This is a genomic window from Porphyromonas sp. COT-290 OH3588, assembly GCF_000769075.1.
In the GTDB taxonomy this organism is placed as follows: Bacteria; Bacteroidota; Bacteroidia; order Bacteroidales; family Porphyromonadaceae; genus Porphyromonas.
The window spans coordinates 1-23,396 of the sequence record NZ_JRFC01000043.1; the positions used below are offsets into that span (position 1 = coordinate 1).

Genomic DNA, 23,396 nt, shown 5'->3' on the forward strand with positions numbered 1-23,396 from the left:
AATCGAAGACCCAGAAAACGGCTAGGATACCTAACGCCAAGCCAAGTTTTAGGACTAACTTAGATCAACATTGTTGCGCTGGAAGGAGGAATGTGCAGAACTGAGGTAGCGAAGGGTGATTGTGCAATAGTTTCCTAAAGGTTGTAGCCTCTCTGCCCACAGATGTGCCTATTCTGTTTGGCCCAGATAAGAATCTAGGTGCCTATATTATGAAGAAAACAGGCCGAGAGATGGAGCTCTGGCAAGGTGACTGCTACGCACATTGGCACATTACGCTGGAGGGATTTAGAGATACCCTTAAGTATTACAGTATCGGGTGACGGTGCCAGAAGTTATTCGAGAGAGAGCCTTGCTCCCCATAGAGCGTATGCTTGCTGTGCACTGAAATTTATTTGGCAGTTCTATTAAAAAGTAAGAACTTCGCAGAGCAAATGGTTCTGTGCAACAAATATATCGATAGTTATGAATCATAAACAAATCTGTAGCTTAGTGATGGCTGCATTCCTTAGTGCCACTGGGGTAGTCGAGGCGCAGACAGCCCCCCTTCGTACGATGACTCTCTCGGAGTACACCGCAGGTAGCCCTCAGTATATCCAGCCCGATCAGCTCTCTGCTCTGCAGTGGTTCGGGAGCGATTATATCTTCGTCCGAAAAGGCCAATTGATCGCCGTAGACCTAAGGGGCGGGGAGCGTACACTGCTCTCGCTCGATGATCTGCGAGGCTTGCTACCAGAGAGCGAAGACCTCAAAAAGGCCAAGCAATTTCCTCGCTTCTCTGTTGTCACACTCGATAAGCCTCTTCTTCGCCTCAAGTCGGGCAAGAGCGAGTATCTGATAGATCCTGCCTCTAAGCGGATTGAGCGTTCTTGGGTTGCGGTAGATGATGTTCAGGCAAGTAGCGTTAATCCTCAGTACTCGTATACCGCAGAGGTGCGAGAGCACAATCTCGTGATTCGTAGCTTGCGTACCCGAGAGGCTGATCGTATCTTGACACAGGATGGCTCCGAGCAGATTGTTTATGGGCAAAGTGTGCATCAGAATGAATTTGGCATTAAAGGAGGGCTGTTTTGGAGTCCCGACGGACGCAAGCTTGCTTTCTACCGAATGGATCAGAGCATGGTAGAGCCTTATCCGATCCTGCACATCAACGCACGTCGTCCCTACAAACGTGATCAATATTACCCTATGGCTGGGACTACTAGTCATCAGGTAACGCTTGGTATCTATGATTTGTCTACAGGGCAGACCGTATATTTGCAGACGGGTGAGCCCAAAGATAAGTATCTGACGAATATCGCATGGAGCCCAGACAGCAAAGAAATCTATCTGGCAGAGCTTAACCGAGCTCAAACGCAATATCAGCTCAAGGCTTTCTCTCTCAATACAGGTAGGGAGCTACGGACGCTCTTTACCGAGAGCGACGAGGTCTATGCCGAGCCACTCAATGCCGCTCAGTTTGTTCCTGGTAAGCCCGACCAGTTTGTTTGGCAGAGCCGCCGAGACGGATTCAACCACCTGTATCTCTATCACACATCGGGTAAGCTGCTCGGTCAGCTAACTAAGGGAGCTTGGGAGGTAACATCTTTCGTAGGCTTCGCCCCTGACGGTAAGAGCCTTTATTATCTATCAACACAGATTAGCCCTCTGGATAGACACCTCTATAGGGTGCGCCTCTCTGGAGGAACTCCCCTTTTGCTGACGCCCGAGCAAGGTTTCCATACCGCCCGCTTCTCTCCCGATGGCAAACACTTCCTAGACACCTATTCCTCTACCGAGGTCGCAGGGCGTAGCGTGCTTCGCTCCGCGGTGGGTAAGGAGCTTAAAGTGCTCCATAATGCCAAGAATCCAGACGAAGGCTTTGCCTCACCCAGTGTAGAGCTTGGTACGATTAAGGCTGCCGACGACCAAACGGATCTGCACTACCGCCTCATCAAGCCCTACAACTTCGACTCGAAGAAGAAATACCCAGCTATAATATACGTATATAATGGCCCTCATGCTCAGCTCGTGCAGAACCGTCATCGTGCTGCTGCACGTGGTTGGGAACTGAATATGGCCAATTTGGGTTATATTATTTTCACGGTAGACGGTCGTGGATCGGCCTACCGAGGTTCTGCTTTCGAGCAGGTAATTCATCGCCAGTTGGGCAAGAACGAGATGGCCGACCAGATGCGAGGCGTAGACTTCCTAAAATCTCATTCGTGGGTAGATGCTAGCCGTATCGGTGTGTATGGCTGGAGCTACGGCGGATTTATGACCACTAATCTGATGATTACTTACCCAGAGGCCTTCAAGGTCGGGGTAGCGGGTGGACCCGTTATTGATTGGTCTCGCTACGAGATCATGTATGGTGAGCGGTATATGGATACTCCAGAGGAGAACCCCGAGGGTTATGCCGCAGCCAACCTCGCTCAGCGTGCAGGAAACCTCAGGGGGCGTCTGATGCTCATTCATGGTACGGTAGATCCTGTCGTGATCTGGCAGCATAGTCTGCTTTTCGTGGAGGCTGCCGTCAAGGCTGGTGTGCATCCCGATTATATGGTCTACCCTGAACATGAGCACAATGTAATCGGACCAGACCGTGTACATCTAAATCAAATTATTACTAGATATTTCCAAGATCATTTATGAATATTCTCCTTTTAGGATCGGGTGGCCGAGAGCATGCCTTGGCGTGGCGCATTGCGCAGAGTGCGCAGTGCGGTCAATTGTTTATTGCTCCGGGTAACCCGGGCATGACTGAGTTGGGTACTTGCCTCCCAGAAATCAAGGTCAATGATTTTGCAGCCATTGAGGCTTTGGTGCGCCGAGAGCAAATTGAGCTACTTGTTGTAGGCCCCGAGGATCCGCTGGTTAATGGGATTGTAGATCACTTTAGGGCTATTGGGGATTTCAAGGAGCTGCCCATCGTCGGACCCGATGCATCGGGTGCTCGCCTAGAGGGTAGCAAAGACTTTAGTAAAGCCTTTATGCAGCGCCACAATATCCCTACGGCCGCGTATAGGAGCTTCCGCGTGGGGCAGACGGACGAAGCAATAGCTTTTCTGCACACCTTGCGAGCACCCTATGTGCTCAAGGCTGACGGACTCGCTGCTGGTAAGGGTGTAATCATCGCCGAAACACTCGCCGAGGCAGAGAGTGAGCTTAGGGAAATGCTGGCTGGTCGCTTTGGTGCCGCTAGTGCTTGTGTCGTAATCGAGGAGTTTCTCTCTGGTATCGAGTGCTCTGTCTTCGTCACTTCCGACGGCAAGGACTATCGTATCCTCCCCGTAGCCAAGGACTATAAGCGCATTGGCGAGGGAGATACAGGCCTCAATACGGGGGGCATGGGCTCGGTCTCTCCAGTAGTATTTGCCGATGACACCTTTATGGCGAAGGTAGAGGAGCGTGTCGTGAGCCGTACGCTTGCCGGTCTTAGAGCCGAAGGTATTGACTATCGTGGCTTTATCTTCGTTGGTCTGATGAATGTCGCTGGAGAACCATACGTAATCGAATACAACTGTCGCATGGGCGACCCCGAAACCGAGAGTGTAATGCTGCGTTTGTCGGGTGATTTCGTGGAGCTATTGATGCGTATGGCTACGGCCTCGCTAGGAGATTATCAGATCCAGATAGACCCTAGGGTCGCAACAACTGTGGTTCTTGTTTCTCGTGGTTATCCCGGATCTTATGAGAAGGGATTTGAGATAACTTTGCCTGAGCTCAGTAACGAGTGTCTGATCTTTCATGCAGGCACTGTTATCACTGCCGAGGGCAAGCTAGTTACTAATGGTGGTAGAGTACTCACGGCTAGCTGCTATGGCGATAACATTGAGCAGGCTCTAGAGCGTTGCTACGCTTTGGCCGATGAGATTAGCTTTGAGGGCAAGACGCTTCGTAGAGATATAGGAGCCGATTTGCTCGAGCTTATGTAATAATCCAATCAAATATATTAGATATTGAAACGAATTTCTGCATGGTTGCTCGCTAAACTTGGGTGGAAGACTCTGCCTTTGCCAGCTGAGCGACCAGAGAGTAGCATCATTTGCGTTGCTCCTCATACGAGTAATATTGACTTTTTTCTAGGTAAACTCTACTATTGGTCTGTGGGTAGTCGATCTGGTTTTCTGATGAAAAAGGATTGGTTCTTTTTCCCTTTTGGCTCAATTCTACGTGCTATGGGTGGTGTGCCAGTCGATCGCTCTCGCAAAGAGGATACGGTAGGTAAACTAGCAGATTACCTACGTCAGCAGAGAGATCTGCATATTGCTATTACTCCGGAGGGGACACGTAAACTTAGAGAGAAGTGGTATAGTGGATTCTATCACATAGCAGTTGCCGCTGGTGTACCCATTGAGCTGGCAGTGATTGACTATAAGCGCAGAGCCCTCGGTATCTTCGAGGTTTTTCATCCTACGGGAGATTCGGAAGCAGATATCGCTTACATCAGAAGCCGCTACTTGAGAGAGCAGGCCAAGTATCCCGATCAATTCTATGAATTCAAAGCCTAATTTGCGTCTAGCCCTTGTCCAATGTGAGATTGAGAGTAATGACGTTGAGAAAAATCTAACTTTTGTTAGTAACACCGTATCCGCTAATGCTTCATTGGCGGATATGGTTATTTTCCCAGAAACTATTACAACCGGTTTCTCTCCCGACGCCTCGCAGTATGCAGACGAATGGGAGCATGGACGTGTTTATCAGACACTCCGACAGTTGGCGCAAGAGCATCAGACTGCTATCTGTGCAAGCTATCTGGTTGGTGACGGAAATTTGAGAGTCAATCGATTCGTGTTATTCGACGAATCTGGTTCGGTGCAGTGGCAAGATAAAAGACATTTGTTTTCTTTCGGAGGCGAGCCCGATATGGTGTCTGCTACAGAGGAGCGTCGCATCTTGACCTACAGAGGTTGGCGTATCTTACCTATCATTTGCTACGACTTGCGCTTCCCCGTTTGGTGTCGCAACGTACAGAATGAATACGATGTGCTCATTTGTCTAGCCAATTGGCCTAAGCCCCGCCGAGAAGTATGGTCTACACTACTTAGGGCAAGAGCCATGGAGAATTTAGCTTATAGCATTGGCGTCAATCGGGTAGGTGTCGATACTTCGGGCTTAGTTTATACTGGTGACTCCGCTCTATTCGATTCGCGAGGCCGTTTAGTGGCAACTTGTTCAGATGGAGCGAGTGAAGTAGCTCTAGTGGAGTTGGAGTATGCACCCCTGCTGGATCTACGGCAGAAGTTCCCCGTATGGCAAGATGCCGATGCCTTTACATTACATATCCAATGAACAAGAATAGTCAACAAACGGGACTTATAGTCCTCTCGGGTGGCATGGATAGTGTCACCCTACTTTACGATTATAAAGATCGAATAGCCCTTGGGCTTTCGTTCGACTATGGCTCTAAGCACAATGCACGAGAGCTCCCCTATGCTCGCTGGCACTGTGAGCATCTGGCTATCCCACATATCACGATACCGCTTAGTTTCATGGGAGAACACTTTCGCAGCTCTCTACTCAAGTCTGGGGGCGACATTCCCAAGGGAAGCTACGACGCAAAGAATATCCAGAGTACCGTCGTTCCTTTTCGCAACGGGATTATGCTCTCCATTGCAGCTGGTCTTGCCGAGAGCCACGGACTTAGTGAGATTTATATTGCCAATCATTTCGGCGACCATGCGCTTTATCCCGATTGCACTTCTAGCTTTATCCGTCCGATGATCGAGGCTATTGGTGCTGGAACGACCAATCGAGTTAGGCTGATGGCTCCATATACTGATATAACCAAGGCTGATATAGCAACCATTGGACGACGCTTGGCGATTGACTACAGCCAGACGTGGAGCTGCTACGAGGGCGGTGAGGTACACTGTGGCGTGTGCTCGACTTGCCTCGAGCGCAGAGAGGCGATGAAGCGGGCTGGCATAGATGACCCTACGAGCTACCAAGTAACCAACACAATATAAGATGTGGAGTGTCTAGGCTCGGCTATAGAGCAAAGACCCTATCAGGCACATAAGCAGAATATAGATTAAGAAGTAGATGTCCTACCAAACTCATACATTGCCCTCGGGCTTACGTATCATTCATAAACATATAGATACTCCTGTCGCATATCTCGGGTTTGGGATAGGCGTGGGGACACGCAACGAGTCGCATCTGGAGTATGGCATTGCGCACTTTATGGAGCACATGCTCTTTAAGGGGACACCTCGGCGAAGCTCTATGGAGATCATCGAGCTGATTGAGGGCGTTGGAGGAGAGCTAAATGCCTACACGAGCAAGGAAGAAACGATGCTCTATGCTGTTTTTCCTGATCAATACGTTGAGCGTGCGCTAGAGTTACTTTGCGATATTGTGCAGAATAGTCATTTCCCAGAGGACGAACTGCGAAAAGAACAGACTGTTGTGCTCGATGAAATTTCTTCATATGAGGATAGTCCCAGTGATCTCATCTTCGACGAGTTTGAGAATATGCTCTTCCGTGGTCATTCCCTAGGACACAATATTCTAGGCACAGATAAGTCTGTTTCTCGATTTAGTTCTGCTCGCCTCAAGCGTTTCTTCTCTCGATACTATCAGCCTAGTAACATGATCTTGTTTAGCCAAGGTGCTATCGACTTTGGCCTCTTAATCAGTCTGACCTCAGAGTATCTAGGCGAGCCTAGTGAGAAGGAGCTCTCATTTGCTAAACCTGAGTGCGCAGCCATATTCTCTCCTAACTCTGTCCGCCGTCTTCTGCGTCGTAGGGATACGCACCAGAGGCATGTCCTCATAGGTGGGTATGCCTATCCCAGACATGACAGTCGCCGTCTAGCCGTCAGTGTATTAGTTAATCTTCTAGGGGGGCCAAGCCTCAATTCTCGTCTCAACTTGGCCTTGCGTGAACGTACGGGATTTGTCTACCATGTTGAGTGTAGCTATACGGCCTACGCCGATACGGGAATGATTAGTATCTACTTTGGGTGTGCTCCTAGCAATATGGAGCAAGCCATCCGCCTTGTAGAGGAAGAACTAAAACGTCTGGTTGAGGCACCCCTAACGGAAGAAGAGCTAGAGGCTACTAAACGTCAGCTCAAGGGCCAGCTGATGGTGTCGCACGATAATAGGGAAACGACCTTCATGTCTATGGGTAAGAACTATTTGCATCATGGACGAGTAGATGATTTGCCCGATCTTGTTCGGCGCATTGATGCCGTTTCGGCTGCCCAACTTCACGAAGTGGCTCAAGACTTGCTGGAGCCAAATAAGTTACATCACCTCATCTATACCTAAAAACACAAGTCCCATACACTATGTCTACCTGCTCTAAGGATAGAAGTCGATACATCATACGTGTTTCTCTGCTTGGAACTATATGCAATGCCTTACTAGCACTTGCTAAGATCTGGGCAGGGATTTATGGCCATAGTACAGCTTTGATGGCTGATGCTGTCAATTCTCTCTCAGATTTTATTACGGATATTATCTTACTTGTGTTCGTCAAGATCTCAGGGAAGCCGCAGGACCATGATCACCGCTACGGGCATGGTAAGTACGAAACATTGGCTACTGTGATTGTGGCGATCATGATGATTATAGCAGGCTCTCTGCTTCTATTTGATAGCCTAAAGACCTTGTGGGGACTCTATCAAGGAGATGTTAGCCTAGATCCTCCCTCTTATTGGTCCCTTGTTGTAGCAGTTGGTTCGCTCATTACCAAAGATTTACTCTGTCGCTATACCATTACCCAAGCTAAGACCCTAGGTAGCTCGGTTCTGCATGCCAAGGCACTTGATCATCGAGCTGATACCTATATGCTTATTGGTGTAGCACTAGGGATTTTATGTGCTTTAATCTTTGGAGCAGGGTGGGAGATTCTGGACCCTATTGCGGCAGGTATTGTTAGCTTCTTTATCATGCGCATGGGGATTATGCTCATACTTCCTGCTTTCAACGAACTGATGGAGATCAGCCTCCCAATCAACATCATCAACGAGATTGAGGATCTTATCTTCGTCATTCCTCAGATTAGAGGTATTCGCAATCTTCACACCCGCAGTATTGGTCATCGGTATGCTATAGAGTTGGACATTCTGCTTGATGGAGAGATGAGTGTTGCCCAAGCGCACGACATTACAGATCAGGTAGAGGCAACCCTGCGCAATCGCTATGGCTCGGCAACGCACGTTATTGTACACGTTGAGCCGTTTAGGCGTAGGATTCATTAGATTATTCAACTATTGTTTTGTACAGAGATGAAAACTTGGATCGAATTGGACGCAATGAAGTTCTATGCCCACCATGGGGTTTTTGAGCAAGAGCGACAAGTGGGCAATCACTTTGTGGTTTCGCTTAGAGTATGTGTGGATATTGCTCGTAGCCTGCAGACTGATCAACTAGGCGATACGATTAGCTATGCCGATCTATATACACTTGTTGAGGAGGAGATGCGTCAGCCCTCTCAACTTCTAGAGCATGTCGCAGGGCGTATACAGCATCGCCTTTTCGCTTATTCTGAGCTAATCCAAAGCATCTACCTTAGGGTAACAAAGCTCAATCCTCCTTTTTCGGGCGATGTTCATTCTGCCAGTATCGTCTTGGAGCTAGACCGTAATGAAGGTTTTTAGGGACTGATTGGAGAGGATAATCAATTAGTTAATAGGGGGGCTGTGTCAAAATTCATTTTTGACGCGCCCCCTTTTAAAGTATTTTTAGAATGCGCAAAATGCAAGGTACTAAGACTAAGGCAGACGCCGAAGTCCGTGCGGATCAAAGGGAGCATACTAAAGTAATGTGGTCGAAGCCTAAGTCTCAAGCAACACCGTAGTTTGTGCATTATGACATACCGCCCCTTTAGTAGAGAAAGACTAGGCAGGAGTTCAAGCTATGAAAAGCCACCTTTACGGCGTTTATAATTAGCAATGTCTTTCATCTTTCTTGAGTAAAAATCTGCCATATGTCATGGAGAAGCATTTCTTCCCATCGACCTTTGGGGGATTGTAGGACTGATTTGAGGAAATTAGTCCTAATCTTTTGAGAAATCAGTCCTACAATTTGCAAAAATTTTCCCATCAATCTGGAGAGATCGCGCTTCTCTGAGTTAGACTTTAGGCTCTATAAACTGATTTCCTTGTGAGCTGTAGCACATAGACTCACATTAAGACCATATCTTACCCAGGTCCTTTAGGGTATGATAATAGACTGCCTGTATACTGGATACTATACCTGTTCTTTTCATATTCCACAGCCTGCTACATACACTCCTAGAGATGCGATTTTCTTTGGATAACGTGCGATCCAGATGAAAGAACTAATTTTGTGCAAGAATCTTATTAGCTAAGTCTAATTGTACATGAGTGATTTTAAGAGTATGATAACAAGTACAGAATCTAAGTCTGAGGCTCAAAAAGCTCAAGCAGAAGCAACCCAAAGATTGTATTTTATTCATTTTGATCTTGCTGGTTTCTCCTATTATGATGGGGCGTTAGTATTTGATCAACTACATATAGGGAGCCAACTACATCTACAGTATGAACGTGATAATCCTCATGATGAGCATGCTGTAGCGGTCTACTTTGATAGCATAAATTCGGAGTGCAGGACGAAGCTCGGCTATGTCCCTAGCCAACACAATAAGACAATCGCCAAACTATGCCAGATGGGGTATGCTGATATTTTCGATGTAAGGGTTGTGCGTGTGAATGCAGGTGCACATCCAGAGCATCAGATTAGTGTTACCGTGCATTTACTCCCAAGGTAATACACGTCTGGAACCTCCTAATTGTAAGGTTGAGTGATATGTGTTTTTAGCTATAAGCTAGATGATGGCCTGCTGCTAACGCACATCTTGGCTCGACCGAAGCGGCAAAAGAGGCATTTGCGCCTCTGGCAATACATCTTGTATAGCTCTAGTAGAGCTTGACTCTCTGAGGCATTATTGGCTGTTAGTCCTGCACGAGCAAACAGCCTGATAGGTCGATTGTCTTCTGCTACTAGTGACTTCAGTAGTTGGCTCGCTCGCTCTCGAAGCTCTGGACGACTGTCTAGCATTGCCACTAGGTATTGATAAGGTACGACGACATTGACTCCAAGCATTCTTACGGAAGCCTTTGATAACCCACCTATCCTTGACCATGAAGCGAGCGATGCCCGATAGTGGTGTCTGAGTTCTATGCCGAAGAGCCTCTCTAGAGCTCTCTCCGAGTCTACCTCTAGACATAAGTCCGATAGGAAGTCGTGTTGATGTATGATGTTGGCAATCTGTATGAGTCGTCTAGTAGGGAAACTTGCCGGACGGGTACGTGTTAGCCGAAAGGTACTGCTGGGCAGAGGCTGAGCAAGTTGGTATTTGTGTGCGAGGAATTGATGTTCTTTGCGTAGAGTTTCGATGTAGTCATCTTCGGGGGGTTGTTTTAGTAGGCCTGCCTGTCCTAGTAGTAAGGCCTCTAGTTGGAGTAGATGATCTCGATGTTTTAGTAAGTAGCGTAATGGTAAATTTCGGGCAAGTCGCTCCATAGCATCATTGTTTAGCCCAAAGCCAAAGTATCTCATCAAGAGCATATACAGAGCTTCCAATCTATCCGACTGATGCTGCTCCAAGCACTTCTGTAGTTCCTCTAGGCGTCTCTCTAGTCGCTGTCGTAGTAGCTCCTCGTACCAGTCATGCTTCTCAATCTTGGTCAGCATATCGGTTAGAGGTGCGCAGGGTAATTCTTGGCTGTGGTGTACTAGATAGAGTGCTCTCTGCTCTAGCTCTTCGGGATAGACTATTCGGCAGCTAGGGATCAGCCTTCCTCGAATGTCGTATGTTGGTGCTCCTTGCTCTACAACTATGTGTAGAATTACCGACTGATAGAGAGGATTGTGTTGGTGCTTATGTCTATACCACTCTTGGGAAGATTGATGTATCTCTATGTCTCCACACCAGAGCATATTATCGATGCGTATTTTGGCATTTAGAAAGTCCGGCCCAGCATCAGTATTGTATAGACCGGGGTCAATGACCTCCAGCCTACTCCAAGTGTCGTGAGGGGTAGGGGATAGGGTTGTGTATAGACGTTGCTGCCAAATTAAATGCAGTAAGGCTTCCATGAAGTGTGGTTGAGGCTGTGTGTTTTGACCTTAATGAGATTGATGTGCTAGCCCAAATAGCACAAGGGGGATCGCATTAAAGTGTGTATTCGTTGTGGTTCCTATTTAGGGAGTGTCAGAATGCATAAAGAGCAAGTTGCCAAGACCCAGCCTGACTATACGGTGCTAGAGATATAACCTTAGAGCACTCTGTATGGGCTAGCGGTCATAAGTGCTACTATTCTTTGTGCATTCTGACACAATCGCTTGGGCAAGTAGGGCCCCTAGTCGTACTTCTTGTTGTATGTATTAGAGGCGTTACCCATAAATTCTTTGATGCGCTGCTCTTGATCTTTTTTGCATATCAGAAGAACCTTGTTGGAATGCGCAATGATGCAGTCGTCTATACCCTGAACGACAACCAAAGAGTCTGGGTCCTCCATTGACACAATGTTGCCATGTGCCTCGTAGAAAGCCGAATTGGCATGTAGGGTAACATTGCGCTGTTCGTCCTTGTCTTTGAGCTCATAGAGAGAGCCCCAAGTGCCGAGATCAGCCCACCCGAAATCTACGGGTAGAACCGTTACGTTGTCCGCCTTCTCCATAACTCCGAAGTCAATAGATATGCTCTGGCTGCGAGGAAATGCCTCTTTGATGAAGTCGTGTTCCCCTTCGGTGGCATACAGACCTGCTCCTTCGTCCAGCAGAGAGCACAGCTCGGGTAGATGCTGGCGTAAGGCAGAGGTAATGGTCTGTATGTTCCAGATGAACATGCCACTATTCCACAGAAACTCCCCACTGTCTAGGAAAATTTGTGCCATCTCTAGATTAGGCTTTTCAGTGAAAGTCTTTACGTTATGGAACGCCTCGTTGTCTGCTTTCTGTTTACCCATCTGAATGTATCCGTAGCCCGTTTCTGGTCGCGAGGGGCGTACCCCAAGGGTTACGAGCTCAGAGTGACGCTCTACGTAGCTTAGGGCACTCTGAACATCTTTACTGAATTCCATTTCGTTCAGAATTAGATGATCAGAGGGGCTAACAACGATGTTGGCCTGTGGGTTAAGTGCCTGTATGTGGTAGCAGGCATAGGCAATACATGGAGCTGTATTGCGCCTTAGGGGTTCTAGTAGGATTTGGTTAGGGCTTAGACTTGGAAGTTGCTCTAGTACTTGGTCCCGATAGATCTCGTTGGTAACCACTAGAATGTTTTTCGTAGGGATAAAGGTGGCAAATCGGTCGAAGGTCATCTGTAGAAGAGAGCGACCAGTGCCGAATATATCTAGAAACTGTTTGGGTTTATTCTCTCTGCTAGATGGCCAGAATCGGCTTCCGATCCCCCCTCCCATGATGATGCAGTAGCTATTCTCAAACATGGCTATATATTATTTATAAATTAAAATATGCTCAATGCTCTCAGGCTATGTCCAATCTATAATCTAGGCTGCGAGAGGTGCGTAGATTCGAAAACCTAAGCCTTAGCCCTAGCTCAGACAAGCCAGACAAAAGTAATCAAAAAAAGACTAAAAAGACTACTTTCTATTTGGAATTGAGCAATGGTTTTGGGGGATAAACAGCTAGAGACTTGATTATCCAAACTTCAGGTCGAGGTCGGACTCAGAGAGTGTGACGATAATTCGGTCGCCTAGGGGAGTTAGGTTGGGATCCGTTGTGGCAAAAAGCTTCGCCAATAAGTCGTCTACTTCCTTGCGATCTTGAGGGATTGTACTCTGGTGAGCATTCACTTGAGCCATCAAGATAGCTAAGTGTTCGGTTAGATATTCACTTCCTGCTTGTCCAGTTTCAAGGCAGTCCGAGAGCATCAGCCTTAGTATTTCTGTTGCTTCATTGACAATACAGCTTGGTGCGGCTGTGATGGTGTATTCGCCTGCCTCAGTTTCTTCGAGGGCAAACCCTAGGGTAGCTAGATCGTCTATAATCTCTTGTGCCAATGTATATTCCTGCTGAGTTAGAGTGAGAGCCTCTGGGAACATAACTTGCTGAACTTCTAGACTCGAGCAGGTGAGATCTTGTGTATACCTCTCGTACAGCACCCGCACTTGTGCTCTGCGGTAGTCTATTAGAGCAAGATTTCGTCTTAGGGAGGTAACGATGTAGCGACCTTTGTAGATGAAGTAGCCTGAGGGGGTAGTCTCTTGGGTTGTACTCATCTCTTTGTGTGTGAATAGTTCCTGTGTGTGGTCACCTTGCGATGTATGTCCTTGGAGTGGAGCTGTAGTACTGGCTTCGAAGCTAGCACTTAGGTCAGCCCAATCAATGTCGTAGGAGTTGGGCTGTGGATTCGGATTGGGAGAAGGTATTGGAGGAACGGAGTTGTTGGGGCCGATGAAAACACGTCGCCCGTAGCTGGTCGCAGTATTAGAGGTATAGTTAGAGCCTGAAGATGTTGGTGGTACTTGATCTTTGCGACCTGTGTAAGTTGGGATCTCAACAATAGACGGATTGTCGAAGTCGATGATGGGGACTGCAGCATGAGCACTGAGAGCCTCACGGACTAAGCTCTTGATCATTTGCCAGATGAACTGCTCATCAACGAAGCGTATCTCTGTTTTAGTCGGATTGATATTGACGTCGATATTCTCCGGTGGGAGCGTGAAGTAGATGAAGTAATTGGGCTGATGACCTACGGGTACGAGATTTTCGTAGGCAAGACTTATAGCCTTGTGGAAGTAGGGGTGCTTCATAAAGCGATTGTTCACGAAGAAGAATTGCTGTGCTCCAGACTTCCTTGCTCCAGCTGGCTTGCCTACATAGCCTTGTATCGTGAGAGTCCTACTCTCATAGTTGATTGGGAGCAGATCTTTCTCTAGTCGTTTGCCCCCGAGCCTAAGGATGCGATCCTTTAGCCCAGAAGCGGGAAGGTCGATACTTAGGTTGCCGTCTTTGTATAGCGACATGGCTACTTGCGGATTGACCAAAGCCACGCGCTCAAACTCCGTAATGATTGCCTTGTGCTCTCTGTCGCTAGACTTGAGGAAGCGTCTGCGAGCGGGCGTGTTGAAGAAAATATCTTTGACCCTAATAGAAGTGCCAGAGGGTGTGACGCAGGGCTGTACGGACTGCACTTGAGAGCCAGAGATAAAGAGCTCTGTCCCTAGGTCGCTATCGGCCGTACGGGTCCGGAGCTCCACTTGGGCGATTGCTGCGATTGCCGCGAGGGCTTCTCCACGGAAGCCCATGGTTATGAGCCGACCGAGGTCGTCGGCGGTACTAATCTTAGAGGTCGCATGCTTCTCAAAAGCCATACGAGCATCAGTAGGGCTCATGCCTCGCCCATTGTCTATCACGTGAATGTAGGCCTTGCCTCCGTCGGCTACTTCTAGTTGTATAGAAGTGGAGCCAGCATCAATAGAGTTCTCTAGCAACTCTTTGACAACATAGGAAGGAGCCGGAGCCACCTCGCCAGCCGCTATTTGGTTGGCAATTGTTTCGGGAAGTAGTCTTATGATGTCACTCATCGCAGGAAGTACCAGAGAACAAAACCTAAACCGAGGAGTACAAGCATGAGCTTAATCATACGCCTAGCACGTTCCTCGGAGTCTATTCCTCTCTGATGTTGGCGCATCAGATGCTCTGTGCCGTGGTGGAAAGCTCCACGTATTCGCTCCTCTCTAGCCTCGCTATGTGTGGCCAGAGGGAGCTCGTCTTGAGTTTCCGTTGTGGCTTCCTCTAGTTCTCCTTCAATTTCTCCGTTGGCAACGAGCTCACGTTTGATGCGCTCGACTCGTTTGTTGAGCTCCTCCTTACGAGGATCCCAGTAGATGGGCTTATGCTCAAATCCTCGGGGGCGTCTTTGCTTGTAAAAGGATTGTATAGCCATGATAGATTCGTCCAGTTTTGAGATTTATCTGTTTGAGCTATGCCCTCATCTTCTTCCTTGGGGCGTAGGACATATTCGTAGGTGGGAGGAGTACCCTGATTGGATTCTTTTTGTTTGGTACGAGCCTCCTCTTGTTGCTTTAGTCGGTCAGCTTCTTTTTGTTCATATTCTTCGTAGGCTCTCAGTGCAGCCTTGGCTCCGCTGAAGCGTTTAAGACTAGCTAGTGTATAGCCTCTACTAGTATCTATAGAAGTCGTGTCCTTGGGTTGAGTGATCACATTTAGTGGCGATTTTGGGCGTCGTTCATCTGCCCAGTCGAATCCTTCAAGGCGATTGACCTCTGCCCCTTGAGCCATAGACATTGGGTAGAGTTTGCCGTGTGCCTCTCCTTGCCAATGTACCTTTTGGAGTACGCCAGAGTTAAGAAATACTTGCATTTGCTTACTTGTCATTCGATTGAGACCGTTGTACTGGTTGGTCTTATCGTCTTTCATGTAGAAAATCGACTCAACATCACCCGTAACATTAATTTGCTTGAGTGTAGAGTCTACAATGTAGGCCTTGAGGTTGGATCCTCGTAGCTGGTTGTAGTACTCAGGTGCATCGGGCATCTGCTCTATCGAGAATGTGTTACCGATCACATCAACGTAATCAAGCTGTTGGTTTGATAGATGGAATAGGATTGTGTCGCCCGAGAGCTGGCGTGACTCGCTCCACATGATAGGCTTTCGGTAGAACGCTAGTATTGAGTCTATCGATACATAGGTCATAGAGTCAGCCAGAGCTTGCACGTCGGTTTTGTAGACGCGTACATTGTGATAGGCTCTGATAAGTCTGGTCAGAGAGTCTGGTTGCTGATCTATCTCTTCGCTTTTGCGTTGCAGTTGCTCGGCTCTGATACTATCTGGTAGAGGAGTGCTTATAAGCTCTAGGGTATCTGCGCCGATATAGAGGCTATCTTTTTGGGAATAATCCAAAATATAGGATCGAGATGTGGCGAAAGCATAGTTGCGCTTATTCTCAAAGTATCCGTAGTCCCCGTATAGGTTTGCCTTTTGTAGAGTGTCCATAAGTTCCATTTTGCCAAAGGCCTCGCCATACTGGGTGGTGCTGTCGTAGTAGATAGAGTCCCCTGTCATGCTGCGACTCCCCGAGCGTACCATTGACCTATCTAGTAGTATGCCTACATCTTCGTTGAGATCATAGACCCCACGCTGCGAAACAATGGTTCCAGAATCTGCTTTGATGAGGGTTTCGCCATCGAAGCGAGCGATGCGAGAGTGCGTATTATAGTAGAGAGTCTGAGTAGTCATTTCTGTACTATCATTGTACAGCCTGACGTCGTTTCTAAACTCAGCATCGTTCGTCGTGGGGTTAAATTGACCGTAAACTGAAGTAAGGGTATTCTGTTGGTCCACTACACTGCCCCCTTCATAGTAGTAAGCCATATTGGCAACTCGGTCGTAGTCTAGCACGTCTGTATAGACAGTCGTATTTGGTTTGTCTAGCTTAACGTTTTCTCTGAGCTGGGCTAGCTTCGTCCGCCCATCGTAGTAGAGGTACTTGGCGTATATGTTGATCGTATCGGCCTGTACCATATGGACATTACCGAATGCTTCGAAAGTTTGGTCTGTGTCATTGAGATAGGCGCTATCGCAAGTCATTATTGCATTGCCGTGGCGGAATGACACATCTCCGATGAGCCTTTGTACTCCGGGGCGATACTGAGCGTCGTAAGTCAATAGGTTCGCATGCTCGAGAATGATCTTGGAGGACTGGCCTTTGTTTTTATTGTCGTTGGGTAGCTGATCCCAAGGCAACATAGCATAAGGTTTACTAACCATAGCACTCAAACCAAGATAACCACTGCCGAGAGATAGTACGGCAGTGGCTAGTGCTAGATATTTGGTTTTAGAGCTTGCTTTCATTTATTCCTTTTCGCGTACCCATCCCGGATACCGGAAGGTACAGTCTGCATAGTGGGAGTGGATGACGATTGGGGTTTCTTGCTGCTTGCGTCTAATCCACTCGTCAATGACACGCTCACGCTTCTGAGCCAGAGCCATCGCTTTAATGGTTCGGAAGTCCGTATTCATATTGGCCAGATGCTCTTCGTGTACCGCTTTTAGGCGGATCACTACGACCTCCTGCTGGCCATTGGGAAGCCTTTGGACGAATGGCTTGGAGATCTCTCCTTGCTTTAGTTCGTATGCTACCTTGGCGATGTCCTGTGGCAGGTCTTCGTAGCGGAAACTAGCAGATCCTTCAAACTCGCTTTCCTGATTTCTATTAGTCATCAGTCCACCATTGTTGTGAGTGTCTTTGTCGTCCGAATAGGCTTCTGCGGCTTGTGCAAAGGTAAGCTTGCCTTCGTTGATGTAGTTGCAGATTGAGTCTAGCCGTAGTGTGGCCTCGGTAAGTGCATAGCTATTGGGGATAGGACGCATCAAGATATGTCGGAAGTTTACCATATCTCCGCGCTTCTCTACCAGCTGTACGATATGATAGCCTTCTTCTGTCTTGATAATTTGGGAGGCACGCTTGGGGTCGCTTAGGTTGAAGACAACATTTGCAAACTCTGGCTCAAGCGAGGCCTTGCCTACGAAGCCATATTCCCCGCCTTGAATGGCAGTGCGGTTATCCTCTGAGTACAGACGCGCTAGCGTAGTGAACTCTTGAGTGCCGTTGTTTATTTGCTCTGCATACTCTCTAAGACGAGCCTTGATGCGGTCTATCTCTGCTAGGTTAATCTTGGGTTTGATGCTGATCTTTTCTACCTCTACCATTTTGGGAATGAAGGGGAGGCTGTCTGCAGGGATAATAGAGAAAAACTGCCTAATCTCGGATGGGGACACTTGTACGTTGCGAGTGATATTCTGTTGCATTGCACGTACAATCTCATTATTCCTAATCTGAATACGCTCATCCTCCTTGATTTGGCTGAGCTTCTTGTTGAAGTATTCTTCTAGCTTCTCCTTGGATCCTACCTGAGCGATTGCATTCTCCACCCACATATCTACATAGCGGTTTACTTGTTGCTCGCCTACCTCAATGCTGTCAATCTTAGCTTGATTGAGGAAGAGCTTCTGTACGGCGATTTGCTCAGGTATGAAGCAGTCGGGGTTACCATCGAAACGAACACCTTCACCCCTAAGACGTAGCTTCTGGAACTCGATGTCTGATAGCAGAATGGGTTCTCCACCAACCATCCAAACGACCTCGTCGGCCACATTTTTCTGCGCCTTTAGTTCAGAGGTAGGCCACAGCGAGCCTGTAAATATGGTCAGCGTTAGCGCTACTATCTTTTTATTCATTATGTACTATGTCCTAAGAGTTGTTGTTCAATCACTATATCAACGGATAAATCCCTTGCCTTGGTATGTGCGGCTAGTTGGCCATCTCGGAGAGGAACTTGATGCGCACGAGGCGAACTTCCTCCTCTGTGTAGTCATCTCCTAGCTCTGCGAGGGCCTCCTCGAGTGAGTCGGTTGTAGACTCCTTGAAGTATTCATAGATATCCTCCATGTGTTCCTCGTCCATCACATCAAGAATGAAGTAGGTGATGTTGATGCGTGTACCAGAGTAAACGATAGCTTCAATCTCCGATAGTAGCACATCAAAATCTAAACCGTGGCTGATGGCAATATCATCTAGGGCGACTTTGCGGTCGATCTGCTGGATGATGGTCACCTTCATCTTGCTCTTGTTGGGGAGGGTGCGCACTCGGAGGTCTTCTGGGCGCTCGATGTCGTTGTCCTCTACGTGGCGTTTGATGACGTCGAGGAATTGCTGTCCGTAGCGAGCAGCCTTACCTGCCCCAACGCCTGGTATGTTTTGCAACTCGTCCATCGTGATCGGATAGAATGTCGCCATCGCCTCGAGGGAGATGTCTTGAAAGATCACGTAGGGTGGCACCTGATTTTGCTGTCCCATCTTCTTGCGCAAATCTTTCATGATTGCGAATAGTACTGGGTCTGCTGCACCTCCAGATTCGCCAGCTTGGCCACGTGGCTCGTCGCTCTCGTCTATCTCTTCCGACTCGTCTACGATCACGAAGCTTGTGGGCTTTTTGAGGAACTTCTTGCCCGCAACCGTGATCTTGAGTAGTCCGTAGGTCTCCACGTCCTTCTCGATGTAGCCCGATACAAGGGCTTGGCGAATTACATTGTTCCATACGGTAGCATCATGTTCCTGACCGATACCAAAGCAGTCGAGGTCCTCATGCTTGAAGGACTCAATGTCCGAGTTGGTTTCTCCTCGCAGGATTTTGATGACGTAGTCTGTGTTGAACTTTTCTTTGAGTGTACCTATGACTTCTAATAGGCTTAATAGCAATTCTCTAGCTTCCACTTTGTTTTTAGGTGCCAAACAATTATCACAACATTCGCAATTTTCGTGTGGATATTTCTCCCCGAAGTAATTGAGTAGTAGTACTCGCCTACAGATACTGGACATGGCATAGTCCGCCGTTTCGCTCAGAAGCTGGCGAGCTATCTCTTGATCTGCCACGGGTTTGCCACGCATCAGCTTGTCCATCTTATCTAGGTCTTCTTGGCAGAAGTAGGCAATGCAATGCCCCTCTCCACCATCTCTGCCGGCACGACCAGTCTCCTGATAGTACCCCTCTAGACTCTTGGGCATATCGTAATGGATAACGTAGCGCACATCTGGCTTGTCGATTCCCATTCCGAAGGCAATAGTCGCTACAATGACATCAATCTCTTCGCTTAGAAAAGCATCCTGATTCTCAGAGCGCTCTTTGGCGTCTAGCCCCGCATGATAGGGGCGTGCCTTAATACCATTGGCTTGGAGAACCTGTGCAAATGTAGTAACCTTATTTCGACTCATACAATAGACAATACCACTTTTTTTAGGGTGGGCAAGAATGAACTTGACGATATCTTTGTCTATATCTGCTTGTTTAGGTTTGATCTGGTAAAAGAGATTTTCTCGATTGAAAGAACTTTTGAATATTTCAGCTCCTTCAATCCCTAGGTTTTTGAGGATATCGTGCCCAACTTTTGGTGTGGCAGTAGCGGTTAGCGCAATGATTGGCCTGAGGTTGATTTCGGACACAATGCTGCGTATACGGCGATATTCTGGTCGGAAGTCGTGCCCCCATTCCGAGATACAGTGTGCCTCGTCTACGGCATAGAACGATACGGCTACCTCTCGCAAAAACTCCACATTCTCTTCCTTAGTCAGTGACTCTGGGGCTACGTAGAGCAGCTTGGTGTGTCCGTTTCTGACATCTTGCTTTACTTCTTCTAGTCGCCCTTTGGTTAGAGAGGAGTTGATGAAGTGTGCCACACGATCATCTCCGCAGAAGCCTCTCATCGCATCAACTTGGTTTTTCATCAATGCGATTAGTGGTGATATTACCACGGCTGTACCATAAAGGAGCATAGCTGGTAACTGGTAGCACAGGCTCTTCCCTCCTCCTGTAGGCATTAGGACGAATGTGTCCTTGCCTGCCATAATGCTCTCTATGATTGCTTCCTGATTGCCCTTAAATTGGTCGAAACCAAAGTATTTCTTTAGGGCTATTCGCAATTCCTTATTAGCTTCTCCTTCCATTGGGATTCGTCGTTTTGGTAATCAATGACAGAGTCGATCGTACGGATATTTGAGAGATACTCGACCGATCGTTTATAGACTTTGTTCGTATTTCTGCTTGGCATATTCTCGATCTATGACAATGCTTGCTCCTGCCTCGGTTGGCATATCAAACATTGTGTCGATCATAATGGCCTCTACGATTGATCTAAGACCACGAGCTCCTAGCTTTTGTTCCATAGTACGCTCTACGATGTAGTTGAGCGCATCTTCCGAGAAGGAGAGCTTAACGCCGTCCATGTCAAAGATCTTCTGATACTGTTTGATGATCGCATTCTTTGGCTCCGTCAGGATCATGCGTAGCGTTTCGGCTCTCAATGGATGCAGGTAGGTAATAACAGGCAGACGGCCGATAATCTCTGGGATCAAACCAAAGCTCTTGAGGTCACGAGCATCAACGTATTTGAGAAGCTCCTCGGCTTCCTTGTGTGCCATCTTTTGCCCGGGACTATTATAGCCTACCACACGTGTATTGAGTCTCTGTGCTATTTTGCGCTCGATACCATCGAAAGCTCCAGCGCAAATGAAGAGGATCTGGGTTGTATCTACAGGGATCATCTTTTGCTCGGGGTGTTTACGCCCTCCCTGTGGTGGCACATTGACTACCGCTCCCTCTAGAAGCTTGAGCATTCCTTGCTGCACTCCTTCGCCACTCACATCACGTGTGATGGAGGGGTTATCTCCCTTGCGAGCTATTTTGTCAATCTCGTCAATGAATACGATCCCTCGCTGAGCAGCCTCTACATCGTAGTCGGCTGCTTGTAGCAGGCGAGTAAGGATATTCTCAATATCCTCTCCCACATAGCCTGCTTGGGTAAGTGTCGTGGCATCTACGATAGCGAATGGCACGTTGAGTAGTTTGGCGATCGTTTTGGCTAGGAGTGTTTTCCCCGTACCAGTAGGGCCAAGCATCAAGATGTTGCTCTTCTCAATCTCGACGTCGTCTGCCTTGCTAGTAGCCTGCTCAAGGCGCTTGTAGTGGTTGTAGACAGCCACCGAGAGATAGCGCTTAGCTTCGTCTTGCCCCACTACATATTTATCTAGATGATCCTTGATCGCCTTGGGTTTGGGTAAGCTAGAGCGATCAAACTGCTCCGTCTGCTGATACTCTCTGAGTGCCTCCTTGAGTGCGGACGAACAGAGGTCAATGCAGTTGGGGCAGATTGAGGCATTCATTCCTCTGAGTAGAGCACCAGCGGGCTGTGGTTCGCCGCAGAAGTCACAGACGAGATTCTTTTTAGCCATTGCTGCGCACCTCCTTGCTAAGTACTCGGTCGATCATGCCGTACTCCAGAGCCTCTGGTGCTGTCATCCAGTAGTCACGATCACTATCTCTCTCTACATCTTCGAAGGGCTTGCCTGAGTGCTTGGAAATAATCTCGTAGAGCTCTTTTTTGACCTTGAGAATCTCCCTGGCAGCGATCTCGATGTCGCTAGCCTGCCCTTGTATGCCTCCTAGGGGTTGGTGAGTCATGACACGAGAGTGAGGCAAGGCAAAGCGTTTGCCTTTGGTCCCAGCCACGAGGAGTACAGAAGCCATAGAGGCAGCCATACCCGTACAGATAGTGCTCACGTCCGAGCCGATGTACTGCATCGTGTCGTAGATACCGTAGCCTGCATAGACAGAGCCACCGGGTGAGTTGATATAGATGGAGATATCCTTGCCGGGGTCGCTACTATCTAGGAATAGTAGCTGTGCTTGGATCACATTGGCCGTATAGTCATTGATCTGTGTCCCTAGGAAGATGATTCTGTCCATCATCAGACGAGAGAAGACGTCCATTTGGGCTACATTGAGGTGTCGCTCCTCAATGATTGTTGGTGAGATGTAGCTACTTTGTAGATTCATGTAGCTCTCTAGGGCTAGGGTATTTAATCCCAGATGCCCCGTTGCATATTTCTTAAATTCCTTCATACTATATTCTTGATAATAAGCCCTTGTACCCTCTCGGGGGGCAAGGACTCCAAACAAAGATAATAATAATTTGTCTTCATCTGGCAAATCAAAACTTCAGGGCCAGGGCAACCGCATCAAATCTTTAGGAGCTTTTTGAGATAGTCTATATTCAGAGCAGCCTTGAACAACCTCTTCCGTAGGGATAGCCTGTCTTTATACNCAGGGCAACCGCATCAAATCTTTAGGAGCTTTTTGAGATAGTCTATATTCAGAGCAGCCTTGAACAACCTCTTCCGTAGGGATAGCCTGTCTTTATACTGAGAAACAATGGCTAAAGCGAACTTTCTGAGCGTGTTTAGATTCGTGGCAGAGTAGTCCTTGCGGGCTCGGCAAGCATCTTCCCTAAAGGTTACATCCAAATGCCAATGAAGCCTATTCTCAATCCCCCAATGCCCTCGAATATATTGCCCAATCAACTGACAATCTTCGTGTGGTAAACTGCTGATATAATACTGCTTATCCACACGAGTCTCTCCCTCTAAACTACTAATCTCACGCTCCACTTGAATTAAACTTCTTAAGCCTCGCCATTGACTATATTCCTCCTCGTCAAAGACCTCCGAAGCAGACAATGTGCTATAGGTTCGCTTCTCAATACGACCATGATTTTTCTCCAAGGTCTCATAACTATGACATCTATATTGTCCTGTAAAGCAATCCTGAACATCCTCATACAAGTGTTTTTGATTGCCCTTGAGGCTTAGGATGTAGTCGGCTTCTGATTGGATAATCTGATTCGCAATGTTGGTTTGAGTCCCCATAGCATCTATGCTGATGACAGCCCCTGACAAATCAAGGCTATCCAAGACTTCTGGAATGGCTTGTAACTCATTGCGTTTCTCAGCAACAGTCTCAAGTATATACTCAGGTTCGTCGCGACCGTATGAAGCACTCCTTTCTGCGCCAAATCAATGCTTGCGTTGATTGGCGAGGTATCCGCACCCTGCTGAA

Annotated in this window: 18 protein-coding genes and 1 pseudogene; 10 read left to right on the forward strand and 9 right to left on the reverse strand. The window is 47.8% G+C overall.

The features are described from left to right. The first annotated feature begins 119 nt into the window (after nt 1–119). The 10 genes from nadA to HQ48_RS08505 all read left to right on the forward strand — a co-directional run bounded on the left by nadA (nt 120) and on the right by HQ48_RS08505 (nt 9,724). Entirely contained in the window at nt 120–320 is a 201-nt protein-coding gene (nadA, locus tag HQ48_RS09535; RefSeq protein WP_044233135.1) for a quinolinate synthase NadA, read from the forward strand. Nucleotides 321–462: 142 nt separating this feature from the next. Continuing rightward, nucleotides 463–2,631, forward strand: a complete 2,169-nt coding sequence (locus HQ48_RS08465; RefSeq protein ID WP_044233137.1) for a S9 family peptidase — start codon at nt 463–465, stop codon at nt 2,629–2,631. Next, nucleotides 2,628–3,914 (forward strand): phosphoribosylamine--glycine ligase, encoded by a 1,287-nt coding sequence (purD, locus tag HQ48_RS08470; protein ID WP_044233138.1) that lies wholly within the window; start codon nt 2,628–2,630, stop codon nt 3,912–3,914. The genes HQ48_RS08465 and purD overlap by 4 nt, the downstream gene beginning before the upstream one ends. A gap of 24 nt (nt 3,915–3,938) precedes the next feature. After that, nucleotides 3,939–4,490, forward strand: a complete 552-nt coding sequence (locus tag HQ48_RS08475; RefSeq protein ID WP_044186473.1) for a 1-acyl-sn-glycerol-3-phosphate acyltransferase — start codon at nt 3,939–3,941, stop codon at nt 4,488–4,490. Then, complete coding sequence (locus HQ48_RS08480; protein ID WP_044233139.1) at nt 4,474–5,271, forward strand: nitrilase-related carbon-nitrogen hydrolase; 798 nt, start codon at nt 4,474–4,476, stop codon at nt 5,269–5,271. The genes HQ48_RS08475 and HQ48_RS08480 overlap by 17 nt, the downstream gene beginning before the upstream one ends. Beyond that, complete coding sequence (gene queC / locus HQ48_RS08485; protein ID WP_044186468.1) at nt 5,268–5,948, forward strand: 7-cyano-7-deazaguanine synthase QueC; 681 nt, start codon at nt 5,268–5,270, stop codon at nt 5,946–5,948. Before HQ48_RS08480 ends, queC begins: the two co-directional genes overlap by 4 nt. A 76-nt stretch (nt 5,949–6,024) precedes the next feature. After that, nucleotides 6,025–7,257 (forward strand): pitrilysin family protein, encoded by a 1,233-nt coding sequence (locus tag HQ48_RS08490; RefSeq protein ID WP_044233140.1) that lies wholly within the window; start codon nt 6,025–6,027, stop codon nt 7,255–7,257. A gap of 20 nt (nt 7,258–7,277) precedes the next feature. Then, the gene (locus HQ48_RS08495) at nt 7,278–8,192 is read left to right on the forward strand and encodes a cation diffusion facilitator family transporter (RefSeq protein WP_044233141.1); all 915 of its coding nucleotides are present in this window, start codon (nt 7,278–7,280) and stop codon (nt 8,190–8,192) included. 27 nt (nt 8,193–8,219) lie between these two features. Next, nucleotides 8,220–8,591 carry a dihydroneopterin aldolase gene (gene folB / locus HQ48_RS08500; RefSeq protein ID WP_044233142.1) on the forward strand — a complete coding sequence of 124 codons (372 nt, stop codon included), beginning with the start codon at nt 8,220–8,222 and terminating at the stop codon, nt 8,589–8,591. 743 nt (nt 8,592–9,334) lie between these two features. Beyond that, nucleotides 9,335–9,724 carry an HIRAN domain-containing protein gene (locus HQ48_RS08505; protein WP_044233151.1) on the forward strand — a complete coding sequence of 130 codons (390 nt, stop codon included), beginning with the start codon at nt 9,335–9,337 and terminating at the stop codon, nt 9,722–9,724. A 50-nt stretch (nt 9,725–9,774) separates the two neighbouring features. Here the strand turns inward: HQ48_RS08505 and HQ48_RS08510 are convergent, their stop codons facing one another. From HQ48_RS08510 to HQ48_RS08550, 9 genes and pseudogenes are all read right to left on the reverse strand, one after another. Then, nucleotides 9,775–11,055, reverse strand: a complete 1,281-nt coding sequence (locus HQ48_RS08510) for a DUF2851 family protein (protein WP_044233144.1) — start codon at nt 11,053–11,055, stop codon at nt 9,775–9,777. Nucleotides 11,056–11,318: 263 nt separating this feature from the next. After that, entirely contained in the window at nt 11,319–12,407 is a 1,089-nt protein-coding gene (locus tag HQ48_RS08515; RefSeq protein WP_044233146.1) for a mannose-1-phosphate guanylyltransferase, read from the reverse strand. 213 nt (nt 12,408–12,620) lie between these two features. Further along, nucleotides 12,621–14,510, reverse strand: a complete 1,890-nt coding sequence (gene mutL / locus HQ48_RS08520) for a DNA mismatch repair endonuclease MutL (RefSeq protein ID WP_044233147.1) — start codon at nt 14,508–14,510, stop codon at nt 12,621–12,623. 211 nt (nt 14,511–14,721) lie between these two features. After that, nucleotides 14,722–16,800: an OstA-like protein gene (locus tag HQ48_RS08525; RefSeq protein ID WP_081969774.1), complete on the reverse strand. Its 2,079-nt coding sequence runs from the start codon at nt 16,798–16,800 to the stop codon at nt 14,722–14,724. Continuing rightward, nucleotides 16,801–18,186 carry a peptidylprolyl isomerase gene (locus HQ48_RS08530; RefSeq protein WP_044233148.1) on the reverse strand — a complete coding sequence of 462 codons (1,386 nt, stop codon included), beginning with the start codon at nt 18,184–18,186 and terminating at the stop codon, nt 16,801–16,803. Nucleotides 18,187–18,259: 73 nt separating this feature from the next. Then, nucleotides 18,260–20,449: a DNA helicase RecQ gene (gene recQ, locus HQ48_RS08535; RefSeq protein ID WP_044233149.1), complete on the reverse strand. Its 2,190-nt coding sequence runs from the start codon at nt 20,447–20,449 to the stop codon at nt 18,260–18,262. A 72-nt stretch (nt 20,450–20,521) separates the two neighbouring features. After that, nucleotides 20,522–21,733 carry an ATP-dependent Clp protease ATP-binding subunit ClpX gene (clpX, locus tag HQ48_RS08540; RefSeq protein WP_044187822.1) on the reverse strand — a complete coding sequence of 404 codons (1,212 nt, stop codon included), beginning with the start codon at nt 21,731–21,733 and terminating at the stop codon, nt 20,522–20,524. After that, nucleotides 21,726–22,403: an ATP-dependent Clp endopeptidase proteolytic subunit ClpP gene (clpP, locus tag HQ48_RS08545; protein ID WP_044233150.1), complete on the reverse strand. Its 678-nt coding sequence runs from the start codon at nt 22,401–22,403 to the stop codon at nt 21,726–21,728. Before clpP ends, clpX begins: the two co-directional genes overlap by 8 nt. A gap of 215 nt (nt 22,404–22,618) precedes the next feature. Next, nucleotides 22,619–23,299 (reverse strand): annotated as a pseudogene (locus HQ48_RS08550) (ISAs1 family transposase); the annotation flags it as partial. Nucleotides 23,300–23,396: the final 97 nt, after the last annotated feature.

What these genes read in the sequence shown, in the direction of transcription:
- purD (WP_044233138.1), top strand. Translation starts at nt 2,628, where the DNA reads ATGAATATTCTCCTTTTAGGATCGGGTGGCCGAGAGCATGCCTTGGCG.
- HQ48_RS08510 (WP_044233144.1), bottom strand. Translation starts at nt 11,055, where the DNA reads ATGGAAGCCTTACTGCATTTAATTTGGCAGCAACGTCTATACACAACC.
- folB (WP_044233142.1), top strand. Translation starts at nt 8,220, where the DNA reads ATGAAAACTTGGATCGAATTGGACGCAATGAAGTTCTATGCCCACCAT.
- clpX (WP_044187822.1), bottom strand. Translation starts at nt 21,733, where the DNA reads ATGGCTAAAAAGAATCTCGTCTGTGACTTCTGCGGCGAACCACAGCCC.
- HQ48_RS08490 (WP_044233140.1), top strand. Translation starts at nt 6,025, where the DNA reads ATGTCCTACCAAACTCATACATTGCCCTCGGGCTTACGTATCATTCAT.
- recQ (WP_044233149.1), bottom strand. Translation starts at nt 20,449, where the DNA reads ATGGAAGGAGAAGCTAATAAGGAATTGCGAATAGCCCTAAAGAAATAC.
- clpP (WP_044233150.1), bottom strand. Translation starts at nt 22,403, where the DNA reads ATGAAGGAATTTAAGAAATATGCAACGGGGCATCTGGGATTAAATACC.
- HQ48_RS08530 (WP_044233148.1), bottom strand. Translation starts at nt 18,186, where the DNA reads ATGAATAAAAAGATAGTAGCGCTAACGCTGACCATATTTACAGGCTCG.
- HQ48_RS08465 (WP_044233137.1), top strand. Translation starts at nt 463, where the DNA reads ATGAATCATAAACAAATCTGTAGCTTAGTGATGGCTGCATTCCTTAGT.
- HQ48_RS08505 (WP_044233151.1), top strand. Translation starts at nt 9,335, where the DNA reads ATGATAACAAGTACAGAATCTAAGTCTGAGGCTCAAAAAGCTCAAGCA.
- HQ48_RS08525 (WP_081969774.1), bottom strand. Translation starts at nt 16,800, where the DNA reads ATGAAAGCAAGCTCTAAAACCAAATATCTAGCACTAGCCACTGCCGTA.
- queC (WP_044186468.1), top strand. Translation starts at nt 5,268, where the DNA reads ATGAACAAGAATAGTCAACAAACGGGACTTATAGTCCTCTCGGGTGGC.
- HQ48_RS08495 (WP_044233141.1), top strand. Translation starts at nt 7,278, where the DNA reads ATGTCTACCTGCTCTAAGGATAGAAGTCGATACATCATACGTGTTTCT.
- mutL (WP_044233147.1), bottom strand. Translation starts at nt 14,510, where the DNA reads ATGAGTGACATCATAAGACTACTTCCCGAAACAATTGCCAACCAAATA.
- HQ48_RS08480 (WP_044233139.1), top strand. Translation starts at nt 4,474, where the DNA reads ATGAATTCAAAGCCTAATTTGCGTCTAGCCCTTGTCCAATGTGAGATT.
- HQ48_RS08515 (WP_044233146.1), bottom strand. Translation starts at nt 12,407, where the DNA reads ATGTTTGAGAATAGCTACTGCATCATCATGGGAGGGGGGATCGGAAGC.